Origin of the sequence: Actinomadura miaoliensis (assembly GCF_039536785.1) — a bacterium.
GTDB classification, from domain to species: Bacteria; Actinomycetota; Actinomycetes; order Streptosporangiales; family Streptosporangiaceae; genus Spirillospora; species Spirillospora miaoliensis.
Genome location: NZ_BAAAZG010000033.1, coordinates 25,084 through 36,914 on the forward strand (window position 1 = coordinate 25,084; position 11,831 = coordinate 36,914).

Sequence of the window (11,831 nt, forward strand, 5' to 3'; positions counted from 1 at the left end):
GACGGCGTTCGTGCCGGCGTCCGCGGTCAGGGACGCCGAGGCTGGCAGCGAGGTGGCGTTCACGGTCCGTGATCCGCGCGTCGCCGAGTCCAGCGGGCTGGCGGTCAGCGTGCGGCACCCCGGCGTCGTCTACACCCACAACGACTCGGGCGGACGGGCGGAGATCTTCGCGCTGGGCCCCGACGGCAGGACGCGCGCCGTCCTGACGCTGGCGGGCGCGCAGGCCCGCGACTGGGAGGGCATGGCGCTGGGCCGCGACGAGCGGGGCCGTCCGGCGATCTACGTGGGCGACATCGGCGACAACATGGGCGGCGCCTGGCCCTACGTCACCGTCTACCGCGTCCCCGAGCCCGCCGAGCTGCGCTCGCAGACGCTGCGCGCCACCGCGTTCCGGCTGAAGTACGAGGACGGGCCGCGCAACGCCGAGACCATGATGATCAACCCGCGCACCAACCGGCTGTACGTGGCCAGCAAGCTGTTCTCCGGGAAGATCTACGAGGCTCCGGCGCGGCTGCGCACCGGCGGGTTCAACACGCTGCGCAAGGTCGGCGACGCCCCGGGCATCGCCACCGACGGGGCGTTCTCACCGGACGGGCGCCTGTGCGTCATCCGCACGTACTTCGGCGCCCGCGCCTACGCGGTGGGGGCCGACGGACGGCCGGGCCGGTCGCTGGGGTCGATCTCCCTGCCCGGCCAGGAGCAGGGCGAGTCGATCACGTTCGCGGCGGACGGGCGGTCGCTGCTGGCCGGGTCCGAGGGCCTGGACCAGCCGGTGTACCGGGTGCCGCTGCCGGACGACATGCTGCCCGTCTCTCCCCCGCCGGCACGGACGGGCGGCGGGGGCGGGTCCGGCGCCGAGGCCGAGGAGGGCCGCCGCGACTCGACCGGGGCGAGCGTGGGGCTGTTCGCCGCGCTGGCGATCGCGGGGGCCCTCGGTTACGCCATCGTGCGGAAGCGTTCATGATCGTAGGCGTGGGATCGGAAAAGGAGTGACGGGCCCACCGGGCCCCGTGTGAGGATGCGGACTGTGGAGCACGAGCTGGTCGGCCTGCACGCCTCCGCGACCCGGTGGCGTCCGGTCGCCGCGGGACGGCTGGCCTTTCCGGTGCTGGCGCTGGCGTTGCTGCCGATCCACCCAGTGTGGCTGTGGGCGGCGCTGCTCGGGGCGGTCGCGACGGCGCCGTGGATCGCCGGGGCCGTCGCGTCCCTGCGCCGCCGCCGTCCCCGGCCGTACTGGCGGCTGTCGGCGGCGGGGCTGGAGCGGGTGGCGCCGGACGGCACGCCCCTGACCCGGTACGAGCGGTCGCGGATCGAGGGCCTGGCGATCACCGTGGACGACGGCGGGCTGACCGTCCTGCACCGGTTCGGCCGCACGACGGTGGGCGGCCTGGACGCCCTCGGCATGGAGCCGCTGGCGCTGTTCGTGACCGCGCGCCGGCTGGGCATTCCGGTGTTCCTGCTGGACGGCGCCGTCTCGGGCCTGTCGGACGACGACGGCGGCGAGACCGGCGCGGGCGCCGACCTGGGCCTGCCCCGCCATCACGTCGCCGAGCAGCGGCTGCTCGACCAGGAGGCGGCGCTGCTGGCCGCCGCGCACGAGCCGCTCCGCGAGGACCCGCCGGCGTCCGGCGCGGCGGGCGAGCCGATACGGCTGGCGTCGCCGGAGCCGGTGCCGGGACGGGGCCGTACCGCGGTGCTGGGCACGCTGCTGGCTCTGCTGGGCGTCACGATGATCGCGCACATCGCGGTCGAGGGGACGGCCGACTTCGGGCACCGGCTGGCGGCGGGCTGCTGGGCGCTGGCCGCCATCGCGGGGGTCGCGGGGGCACGGCGGCGGCTGCTGCGCGCCATCCAGGTGGAGTGGACGATCCGGCCGGACGGGCTGCTCGTGCGGACCAGGCCCGGGGCGAAGGAGGGCCGACGGGTGGCCGCCGGGGACGTGGCGGCGCTGGTCGTCGGCCCCGGCCTGGCGCTGGACGCGCTGACCGACGAGCCGCGGCGCGTCCCGCTGGCGGTGCTGGCGTTCGACCACCGGATGCGGCTGCTGGCCCGGCTGCCCGCGCACGGCCTGGACGCCTTCCAGCTCGCGCACGGCCTGGACGACCACGGCTACCGGGTCGTCACGCCGGGGCCGCGCACTCCGCGTTCCCCCGCCTACGGGCTGGAGGGCCTGCCGGAGGTCTTCGCGCAGGTGCCGGGCGGGCGGCTGGTGGTGGCCGACGGCGGGCTCGGCTGGGTGGACGCCGCCGGCGACGTGGTCCTGCGGATGCCCGAGGACCGCATCGGCGGCATCGAGCTGCTGACGATCGCCGGGCACGCGTGGGTGCGGCTGTACGACTCCGACGGCGACGAGTTCTTCGCCGCGCCGCTGTCGGCGCTGCGGATCTCCCGTACCGACCTGCGGGAGTCGGCGCGGCGGGCGGGGCTGCCGGTGACCGACGCCGAGTACGACGCCTATCTGAGCGCGGCGTTCCATTCGGCGGTGTCCACGCTGTCGTCGGTGCCGTCGGAGGCGGAGGCGGTGCCGTCGCACGCGGGCGGGTCGGGCGGTGAGGCGCCGGTGGAGACGGCGGGCGGCGGCGGTCCGGGTCCGGCGGAGGTCGAGGAGGCCGCGCCTCCGACGCCGTCCACCGCGCCCGGGGTGCTCCTGGACGCCACGCGGCGTTCCCGGGTCGGCTCGTACGCGATGAGCGTGCTGCTGTGCGAGTTCGTGGCGCTGCTGGGCGCGGTGTGGCTGGGCCCCGATCTGGGCGGTTTCTCGGGCATGGCGGGCTGGGCGGTGCCCGCGGGGGTGCTGGCGGGGCTGGGCGGCTACTGGCTGTACGACCGCAACCGGGCGCAGCTGCGCGTGTCTGCGGCGGGGGTGGCGGTGGTGACGCTGCGCGGCCGCGTCGAGTGGGAGGTGCGCCGCGAGCTGATCGGCGGCGTGGGCGTGGACGAGTCCACCGAGCGGATGCCGCGGCTGGTGGTGTGGGGGCCGACGGGCCGGGTGCTGCGCCAGGTGACGTTCCCGCCCGATCTGGGCGAGCTGCGGCGGGCCTGCGAGCGCTACGGGGTGCCGTGGGGGCCGCCGGACGCCGACCGTCCCGCACCGCCTCCCCCGGAGCTCTAGGGGCCTCGCAGCAGTCCCTGGGGGCGCTGGGAGCCGCTCGGGTCAGCGCAGGGGCCAGCTGTGCAGCGACTCGTACACGACCGTCGTACGGCCTCTGCCGGGCAGGTGGCTGCGCATCAGGTGCACGGACTCGGCCGTCCACGTGCCGCCCGCGAAAGCCGCCAGCGGTTCCAGCAGGGACCGCACGTCGACGGGACGGCGGCAGCGGGCCAGGGTGAGGTGCGGCCGGAAGCCGGGGTGCTTGTCGGGCAGTGTGCCCTCGCGGCGTCCCGCGGCGGTCGTGGACGCGGCGAGGCGGGCCAGGTCGCGGCGGTCACCGTACACGCCGGTCCACAGCACGCGTGCGTGCGCGGGGTTGGGGAACGCGCCCGCCCCCGCCAGCGACAGCGTGAGCCGGGGGTGGCGGGCGACGGCGCGTTCGAGGCGGGGCAGCAGGCGGTCGTGCGTGCGGTCGTCAACCTCGCCGAGGAAGGTGAGCGTGATGTGCTGCTGGTCGCGGCGCAGCCAGCGGAGGTCGGGCAGGTCGTTCTGGAACGGACCGAGGAACTCCGCGAGCTCGTCCAGGATCGGCGGGGGCGGAACGACCGCCACGAACAGCCTCATGCGAACGTCCGGAAGGCCACGCGTCCCAGCCTTTCAGCAGGCACGCTGCTTGTCACGTCTCCGTCATGTTCCCGGCGGCGCCCGCGCGACGCGACCGCAGCGCCCCGAGGACCGCCGCCGGCCGGCGGCCGGCGCGCGGGACGGCCAGCGCGGCGACGACCAGCACCGACGTCACGGCGACCAGACCGCCGACGACGATGCTCATCCGCGGCCCGAACTGCTCGGCCATCCAGCCGACCACCGGGGCGCCGATCGGGTTGGTGCCCAGGAACACCAGCATGTAGAGCGCCATGACGCGGCCGCGCATCTCGGGCGCGACGCCGAGCTGCATGGTGGCGTTGGCGGCGGTGGTGAAGGTCATCAGCGCGATCCCGGTCGGCACCAGCAGCACCAGGAACGACCAGTACGCGGGCATCAGCCCGGTGACGACCTCCAGCACGCCGAACAGCAGCGCCGCGCCGATCAGCACCCGCATCCGGGGCCGGGTGGCGCGGCGGGCGGCCAGCAGCGCCCCGGCCAGCGCGCCGAGCGCCAGCATGCTGGACGCCAGGCCGAACGACGAGGCCCCGGTGTGGAAGACCTCGCGGGACACCAGCGCCACGGTCACCTGGAAGTTCATCCCGAACGTGGCGATGAACAGCACCAGGACCAGCACGAGCGTCAGGTCGCGGCGTCCCCACACGTAGCGCAGGCCCTCGCGGAGCTGTCCCTTGCCGCGGGCGACGGGCTCGGCGGTGTGCAGCTCGTCCTGCCGCATGACGTACAGGCCGAACAGCACGGCGCCGAACGAGGCGGCGTTGACCAGGAAGACCGGGCCGGTGCCCAGCACGGCGATCAGCACGCCCGCGACGGCGGGGCCGACCAGCCGGGCCCCGTTGAACGAGGCGCTGTTCAGGGCGATGGCGTTGGGCAGGTCCCGTTTGCCGACCATCTCGACGACGAACGACTGCCGGGTGGGGTTGTCGACGACGGTGGCCACGCCGAGCAGGAACGCCAGCAGGTACACGTGCCACACCCGGGCGGTGCCGGTGAGGGCGAGCATGCCCAGCACGAGGGCGAGCGCCCCCATCGCGGCCTGCGTGATCATCAGGAGGCGTCGCTTGGGGTAGCGGTCGGCGATCACGCCGCCCCACAGGCCGAACAGCAGCATCGGCAGGAACTGCAGGCCGGTGGTGATGCCGAGCGCGGTGCCGCTGCCGTGCGTCAGGTCCAGCACGAGCCAGTCCTGGGCGACGCGCTGCATCCAGGTGCCGACGTTGGAGACGACCTGTCCGGAGGCGAACAGCCGGTAGTTGCGGACGCGCAGCGAACGGAACATGCCGCCGGTGGCCGGGTCGGCCTCGGCGACGGAACGCTCCACATCGGCGGCCTCCGCGCCGGCCGGCTCCGCACCGACCGCCTCGGAGCCGACCGGTTCGGGGGCGCCGGCCTCGGGGTCGCCGGGCTCGGGCGGGCCGCCCGGCTCGGCGGCTAGGACTGGCTGAGCTTGTCCAGGATCGGGGCGGCCTGCCGCAGGATCTCCCGCTCCTCGGGCGTCAGCGCGTCCAGCCTCCGGGACAGCCAGGCCTCCTTGCGGCGCCGCTCCCCGGCCAGCAGGGCGCGGCCCTCCTCGGTCACGCTCAGCACGACCTGGCGGCCGTCGGTCGGATGCGGGCTGCGCTCCACCAGTCCCCGGCTCTCCAGATACGCGATCACGCGGGTCATCGAGGGCGGCTGCACCTTCTCGTGGTCGGCCAGCTCCCGCGGGGTCATCGCGCGGTGCCGATCGAGGGCGGCCAGCGCGGCGAACTGGGTGAGCGACAGCGGAGCCGCCGCCCCGGCCGCGTCGGGCCTCAGCGTGCGCAGACGGCGCGACAGCCGGGCGATCGAGATGCGCAGGTCTTCGGCCAGGCCCTGGACCGACACCGCGCGGCTTGTGGTCGGTGACGTTGTCATGTTCGTTCGCAGAAGTCATTGCTTTTGCTAACGATACGACGGTGGCTCGGATTCCGCCATACCGCAGGCAGGGCACCCCGCCACCGCGACCGGCCACCGGGGCTTGCGCGTTTTCGCGACGCGCGGGGGGCGCGGGCGCGCGAGTGCGCGGGGCGGCGCGACTTCTTCCTCCGATCGGCTCGCTGATGTCCCGTCTTCCATGCTGCCATGCCGCGCTTGACAAGGATGGCTAATGGCATTAGCTTTACGGCTATCGACATTAAGGAGCGGGTCATGAGCGAGTTCGTCGAAGTCCCCGGCGGCCGGATCGCCTACGAGGTCACCGGCGACGCCACGGGTCCCCTGGTGGTGCTGGCGCCGGGCATGGGCGACCTGCGCACCGCCTACCGCCACGTCGCGCCCGCCCTGGCCGCGGCCGGATACCGGGTCGTCACCACGGACCTGCGCGGCCACGGTGAGTCGGCCGCCGGGTTCGCCTCCTACACGGTCGGGGACGGCGCGGACGACCTCGCCGCGCTCGTGCGGCACCTGGGCGGCGGCCCGGCGATCGTGGTCGGGCACTCGTTCTCCGGCGGCACGGCGCCGCTGCTGTCGGTGCGCGAGCCGTCCCTCGTCCGCGGGCTGGTGCTGGTCGCGCCGTTCGCACGGCCCGTCTCCCCCAACCCGGTGATGAAGCTGATGGCCAGGCTCGTCCTGAGCAGCCCGGCGCTGTGGGGCATGTACTACAAGAACCTCTACAAGGGGCCGCGTCCCGCCGACTTCCCCGCACACCTGGCGGCGATCAAGACGAACATGCGCGAGCGCGGCAGGATGGCCGCCGCCCGCACGATGGGCCTGGACACCAAGCCGGAGATGGCCGGGCTGCTGCCGCAGGTGTCCGTCCCGGCGCTGGTCGTCATGGGCGCCAAGGACCCGGACTTCCCCGACCCCCGCGCGGAGGCCGAGACCGTCGCCGCCGAGCTGGGCGGCCCCGCCGAGATCGTGATGATCGACGGGGCGGGCCACTACCCGCACCAGGAGTGCCCCGCCGAGACCACCGAGGCCCTCCTGCGGTTCCTGCGGCAGGTGGCGCCCACCGGCGACGGGGTGAGCGCCTGATGCCGCGCGCGGGCCTGTCCCCCGACGCGGTCGTGGACGCCGCGATCGGCATCGTCGACGCGGGCGGTCCCGACGCGCTCACCCTGGCCGCGGTCGCCAAGGCCGCCGGGGTGGCGACCCCGTCCCTCTACAAGCACGTGCGCAACCTGGCCGAGCTGCGCGACCTGGTGACGCGGCGGGTGATGGAGGAGCTCACGGTGCGGCTCCAGCGTGCGGCGATGGGCCGTTCCGGGGACGACGCCATGCGGGCGGTGATGCGCGCCTACCGGTCCTACGTCGTCGACCACCCGTCCCGCTACGCCGCCATGAGCCAGCAGCCGCTCACCGACCCCCGCATGGCGGACACGGGCGAACGGCTGCTGGAGGTGGTGCTGGCCGTGCTGCGCGGCTACGACCTGGACGGCCCCGACCTGATCCACGCGGCCCGGTGCCTGCGATCGGCCGTGCACGGCTTCGCCGTGCTGGAGGCGGCGGGCGGGTTCGGGCTGCCCGAGGACCTGGAGACCAGCTACGACCTGCTCGTCCGGATGGTCGTCGGCGGCCTGCGCGCCGTGCCCCGGCCGGGCCCGCACGAGCCGCCGATAGGCTGATCGGCATGACCCGACCGCGCCGCCCCGACCCGCCGCCGCTGGAGACCAACGACGTGCGCGTCGCGGTCGCCGGGACGGCGGCGTGGGCGGTCGCGCTGGTCGTCTTGCTGATCGTCGGGCTGCCCGACGAGCGCCAGTGGTGGCTGTGGGTGTGCGTGGCCGGGATCGTCATCGGGCTGTTCGGCGTCTGGTACATCCCGCGGCTGCACCGGGCCCGCATCCGCCAGCAGTCCCGGCACGGGCAGCAGTCCCGAGGCGAGCAGCAGTAACGGCGCGAACGCGCCTCCGGCGGAGGGTGAGGGCGCCGGGTCTCAGGACTCCAGGTCGTTCTCGGCGAGGAGCGTCGGCAGCGCGCCGGGATCGCGCAGGACGGCCTCGGCGGGCAACCGGGCCTCCCAGCGGCCGCTGAGCCAGGCCAGCGCCCGGGCCAGCCCCCAGGGACCGGTGGCGTGCGCCTGGCCGTCCCCGCACCACCACGGCACGGAGACCCCGTCCACGACCAGGCGGTCATGTGCGATGTAGGTGCCGGGCGCGTCCGGCAGCACCGCGCGGACGACCGCGGGCACGGGCCGCTTCTCCCCGTCCGTCCGCACGACGCCCTCGATCTCTTCGCCGGCGAGCGGCAGGTCCAGCAGTTCGGCCAGGTGCTCGGCGGCGTCGCCGTGGGAGGCGATGACCAGCGGCTGGCCGCGCAGCAGGGGCAGCAGGTCCGGACGGTCCAGGACGAGGGCGTCGGCGGCGTCCACCACCTCCACCTCGCCGTCCACGACCGCCCGCACGCGTTCGGGCGGCTCCAGCGCGGACGCGTTGTCGGCGACGGCCGTCCAGAGCCGTCCCAGGCGTCGCCGGGGCACCGAACGCGCCGGGTCGCCCATCCGGTCCAGCAGCTCCTGCGCGCCGCCCGGCTCGGCCAGCAGGTCCGCGAGCGACGTGCGGACGCCGAGAGCCAACAGGAACGGACGATCGAGGCCGGCGGGCGCGGGATCGTACAGCCCAGCCAGCAGATCGTCCTCGCCGGGGAAATGGAACTCGGTCGGGCGGCGGCCGTTCAGCACCGGATGGCGCCGCAGCCACCACGCGGTGTACGACGGCACCGCCACCCGGCGGCCGTCGTGCAGGGTGACGTGCGCGGGCTCCACCACCGCCGCCCGCAGCGCCGGACGCCCGGCCAGCAGGCGCAGCGCCGCGTCCCAGCCGTCGACCAGCTCCAGGTCGCGCACGGCCTGGAACTCCGGCAGCAGCGGCGGCAGCTCCTGGTCGCCGACCCGGGCGAGGACGTCGTCGGCCCAGCGGTCCTCGTCGTCCAGGTGCAGCGACACGTCGCCGTCGGCGAGCGCGGCGGGCTCGACGTCCTCGGCGCGGGCGACGGCGAACACCTCCAGCACCCCGGCGGCGGCCAGCACGCCGGCGCCCCACCGCTCCACCAGCTCGGCGTCGGCCACGCCGAACGGGGCGTCCGCGGCGATCAGGTCGCGCAGCGGGCTGTCGGGCAGCAGCAGCTCACCGGCCGGATACAGGTCGCCGTCGGCGCCCGGCAGCGCCAGCTCCGCCAGCCACGGCTCCTCGCCGGGCTCGATCCCGGCCGCCCGCACCAGGCCGAGCACGGCCTCGGCGATCTCGTCCGGGTCGTCGGCGTCGAAGGAGCCCTCGACTGCGGCGCGCACGGCGGGGTCGGCCAGCACCGCCCGCGGCCCCGCCTCCACCGCGCCCAGACGCGGCAGCAGCGGGTGGACGGCGTCCGGGTGGACGAACCGCAGCCCCAGCGCGCCCAGACGCGCCGGGTCCACGCCGTCGGCGGCGACGAGCAGCCCGCGCGGGCCGCGCACCAGACGGTCGCCGTCGGCCAGCGGGACGGGCAGGGCGCCCAGGGCGTCGGCCGGCGCCCCGGTCAGCGTCTCGTACAGGCCGCGCCACCACGCCGGTTCGCGGTCCAGGGCGGCCAGCTCGTCGATCACGTCGGCCAGGTCCAGCCGCCGCACGCCCAGCGCGCCCAGCGCCGCGTGCCGCACCGGCCAGGCGGGCGGCAGCAGCCCGGGCACCACGGGCTCGTCCCCGCCGCCCAGCAGCTCCACGAACGCCGCCGGGCCGTCCACGGCCACCGCGTCCCGGCCGCGCACCCGCTCGGCGCCGGCGGCGGGCAGCAGCGGCACCTCGGGCAGGCGATCCAGGACGGCGCGGCGGATGCGGGCGTCCAGCTCCCCGGCCGCCACGGGTCCGGGCACCAGATCGAGCAGGCGCGTGGAGGTCGGCAGGGCGCGCAGGAGGCGGGCGTAGGCGTCGGCGGCCCGTTCCACCAGGAAGTCGGTGAGCGGTCCGGGCGCGACGTGGCGGCGGTCGGGGGCGAGCGGGAACGAGGCGATCAGCAGCGCGGGCAGGTCGAGCCGCTCGTCGCTGGGCGTGGGGGCGTGCACGACGGCGGGCGTCCCGGCCAGGTCGCCGGTGTCGGGCACGGCCCAGCGCACCTGCCACACCGGGCGGGCGCGCTCCTCGGTGGGCCGGTCGGCCAGCAGGTCGGGCCGCAGCACGCCGTGGTCCTCGGCCGTGCGCCACCGCGTCCCGTCGATCACGACCGTGCCCGCCGCCTCGTCGTGTTCGGCGGTGAGGGTGCGGGTCTCGCCGTCGACGTCGATCTCGACGGAGGTCAGCGCGGGCAGGGCCAGCAGCAGCGCGGGCCCGGCCTGGCGGAGCTGCTCGCGCACCCGGCCGGCGGCCTCGTCGTCGCGCAGCGGCAGCCGGACGACGGTGTCGAAGCCGTCCGGCACGTCCACGGCCTCGTCCAGCGGGAACGGCAGCCGCAGCAACGGCACGTGCCCGCCCCGGCGCTCCAGCTCCTCCAGCAGGGCCGGTGTGCGCGCCGCCAGCGCGCGGGCGCGCGCCGCCGACCACTCCACACCCCCCGTGCGGGCCGACACGATCGCGGGCCGGTCGCTCACCGCGACGACGGCCGAGAACCCCACGCCGAACCGGCCGGCGGCCCCCTCGTCGTCGCGTTTGGCGGACGCGCGCAACGTCGACAGCGCCTCCACCCCGGCCGCGTCGAGCGGGGCCCCGGTGTTGGCGGCGGTCAGCACGGCGCCGCGCAGCGTCAGCCGCAGGCGGCCCGGCACCCCGGCCCGCACGGCGGCGTCGGCGGCGTTCTGCGCCAGCTCCACCACCACGCGGTCGCGGTACCCGCCGAGCGCGAAGTCCTCCTCGGCGTTGGCGTCCTCCCGGAACCGCGCCGGGGACTGCGCCCACGCGCGCAGCACGCGGTCACGGATCTCCCCGGTGCCGAACGGGTCGTCGTTCACGGTCGATGTCACCGCAGTGCGGGATCAGCTGTGGCCGAGGGCCTCTTCCTCCTCCTCCGAGGGTGCCTCCGAAGGGGCCTCGGAGGAGGCGTCGGCGGTGTCGCGGACGGGGCTGACCTTGACGATGTCGTAGCCCACCTCGTCCAGCACCGGCGGGCCGTGCTCGGACGCCGGGGGGATGACGACGGCCTCCGAATGCGCGCCGCAGCCGTGGTCGGCCGACACCACGCGCCCGTCGTCGGGCGCGTACTCGTTGGCGCACACGCCGAACATCTGCCGCAGCTCACCGGCCAGCGGCACGTAGAACCCGCAGGTGGAGCACTGCGCGGGGGCCGAGGCGGCGATGGGCGCGCGAGGCCCGGCGATGCCGTCGTACCAGCGGGCGGCGGCCTCGGCGCGGCCCTCGCGCGACAGCACGCGGGGACGGCCCAGCCCCAGCTCCCACTGCATCTGCTGGTCGCCCGCGTCACCCACGTCGGCGTAGCCGGGCGCCAGCCGCGCGTCGTCGGTGGCGGTGGGCAGCAGGTCACCGGGGCCCAGGTCGCCGGGGCGCAGCCGTTCCAGCCACGGCACCCACTCGGGGGCCAGCAGGGCGTCCTCCCCGGGCAGCAGCGCGCACTCGCTGACCGTCACGACCTTGGCGCGGGCCGCCCGCGTCACCGTGACGGCCCAGTGCCAGCCCCGGTAGGCGGGATCCAGGCACGCGAAGTAGTGCGTGACCACCCGGTCGCCCTCGGCGCGCAGGCCGAGGTGGTCGCCGACCGGCGCCGACGGGGACCGGTCCGTCGCGCCCGCCGCGGCCACCTCCTGCGCGGCCTCCCGGGCGAGGTCGACGGCCTCGGCGCAGGCCGGGTCGACGACAGGGGTGCGGCGGCGCGCCGTCCCTCCAGAGCGCGCCGTTCCGCTGGAACGGGCCGCCCCGGCGGAGCGCGCGCCGGTGGAACGCGCGGGACTCGACTGACGGAGTGGGCTCACGCCCTCAATTCTCGCGCATGAATTGGCGTGGGCGAGACCACCGGGGACCTCCGGGGCGCACGCGAGTGAGCACGGCGCTCACCAGGGAAACGTACTCTCGATTGGATCGGCTCCCGAACACGCCGCACGGGGAGATCAGGACGCATGGGCATCCAGGCACGCGCGGGCGCGGTCGGGCGCTCGCTGCGCAGGGGCGTCCGCGGCGCGGGCCGTGCCGTGCGCGGCGCG

10 protein-coding genes are annotated in these 11,831 nt (G+C 75.9%); 5 read left to right on the forward strand and 5 right to left on the reverse strand.

Features of this window, described 5'->3' with window-relative positions; genetic code table 11:
- The first annotated feature begins 10 nt into the window (after positions 1–10).
- Positions 11–964, forward strand: a complete 954-nt coding sequence (locus ABD811_RS22940) for a hypothetical protein (RefSeq protein ID WP_344951316.1) — start codon at positions 11–13, stop codon at positions 962–964.
- Between the two features lie 54 nt (positions 965–1,018).
- Positions 1,019–3,112, forward strand: coding sequence for a hypothetical protein (locus ABD811_RS22945; RefSeq protein ID WP_344951265.1), 2,094 nt, complete (start codon positions 1,019–1,021; stop codon positions 3,110–3,112).
- 42 nt (positions 3,113–3,154) lie between these two features.
- On the opposite strand, the gene thpR is transcribed toward ABD811_RS22945, so the two are convergent.
- The 3 genes from thpR to ABD811_RS22960 all read right to left on the reverse strand — a co-directional run bounded on the left by thpR (position 3,155) and on the right by ABD811_RS22960 (position 5,650).
- The gene (thpR, locus tag ABD811_RS22950) at positions 3,155–3,715 is read right to left on the reverse strand and encodes an RNA 2',3'-cyclic phosphodiesterase (RefSeq protein ID WP_344951268.1); all 561 of its coding nucleotides are present in this window, start codon (positions 3,713–3,715) and stop codon (positions 3,155–3,157) included.
- A gap of 52 nt (positions 3,716–3,767) precedes the next feature.
- On the reverse strand, positions 3,768–5,033 hold the full coding sequence (locus tag ABD811_RS22955; protein WP_344951319.1) for an MFS transporter: 1,266 nt from the start codon (positions 5,031–5,033) through the stop codon (positions 3,768–3,770).
- 152 nt (positions 5,034–5,185) lie between these two features.
- Complete coding sequence (locus ABD811_RS22960; protein WP_344951272.1) at positions 5,186–5,650, reverse strand: MarR family transcriptional regulator; 465 nt, start codon at positions 5,648–5,650, stop codon at positions 5,186–5,188.
- A 273-nt stretch (positions 5,651–5,923) separates the two neighbouring features.
- Between ABD811_RS22960 and ABD811_RS22965 the strand changes: the two genes are divergently transcribed.
- The 3 genes from ABD811_RS22965 to ABD811_RS22975 are packed head-to-tail and all read left to right on the forward strand — an operon-like array spanning position 5,924 to position 7,607.
- The gene (locus ABD811_RS22965) at positions 5,924–6,748 is read left to right on the forward strand and encodes an alpha/beta fold hydrolase (RefSeq protein ID WP_344951276.1); all 825 of its coding nucleotides are present in this window, start codon (positions 5,924–5,926) and stop codon (positions 6,746–6,748) included.
- Entirely contained in the window at positions 6,748–7,338 is a 591-nt protein-coding gene (locus ABD811_RS22970; RefSeq protein ID WP_344951278.1) for a TetR/AcrR family transcriptional regulator, read from the forward strand. The genes ABD811_RS22965 and ABD811_RS22970 overlap by 1 nt, the downstream gene beginning before the upstream one ends.
- Before the next feature lie 5 nt (positions 7,339–7,343).
- Entirely contained in the window at positions 7,344–7,607 is a 264-nt protein-coding gene (locus tag ABD811_RS22975; protein WP_344951280.1) for a DUF2530 domain-containing protein, read from the forward strand.
- 42 nt (positions 7,608–7,649) lie between these two features.
- Here the strand turns inward: ABD811_RS22975 and ABD811_RS22980 are convergent, their stop codons facing one another.
- The gene (locus ABD811_RS22980; RefSeq protein WP_344951282.1) at positions 7,650–10,640 is read right to left on the reverse strand and encodes a sacsin N-terminal ATP-binding-like domain-containing protein; all 2,991 of its coding nucleotides are present in this window, start codon (positions 10,638–10,640) and stop codon (positions 7,650–7,652) included.
- Positions 10,641–10,652: 12 nt separating this feature from the next.
- Positions 10,653–11,603, reverse strand: a complete 951-nt coding sequence (locus ABD811_RS22985) for a DUF3027 domain-containing protein (RefSeq protein WP_344951284.1) — start codon at positions 11,601–11,603, stop codon at positions 10,653–10,655.
- Positions 11,604–11,831 lie beyond the last annotated feature (228 nt).

Bases quoted from the DNA above. Each gene is read 5' to 3' on its own strand.
- ABD811_RS22965 (WP_344951276.1), top strand. From the start codon at position 5,924: ATGAGCGAGTTCGTCGAAGTCCCCGGCGGCCGGATCGCCTACGAGGTC.
- ABD811_RS22945 (WP_344951265.1), top strand. From the start codon at position 1,019: ATGCGGACTGTGGAGCACGAGCTGGTCGGCCTGCACGCCTCCGCGACC.
- ABD811_RS22970 (WP_344951278.1), top strand. From the start codon at position 6,748: ATGCCGCGCGCGGGCCTGTCCCCCGACGCGGTCGTGGACGCCGCGATC.
- thpR (WP_344951268.1), bottom strand. From the start codon at position 3,715: ATGAGGCTGTTCGTGGCGGTCGTTCCGCCCCCGCCGATCCTGGACGAG.
- ABD811_RS22960 (WP_344951272.1), bottom strand. From the start codon at position 5,650: ATGACAACGTCACCGACCACAAGCCGCGCGGTGTCGGTCCAGGGCCTG.
- ABD811_RS22955 (WP_344951319.1), bottom strand. From the start codon at position 5,033: ATGTTCCGTTCGCTGCGCGTCCGCAACTACCGGCTGTTCGCCTCCGGA.
- ABD811_RS22975 (WP_344951280.1), top strand. From the start codon at position 7,344: ATGACCCGACCGCGCCGCCCCGACCCGCCGCCGCTGGAGACCAACGAC.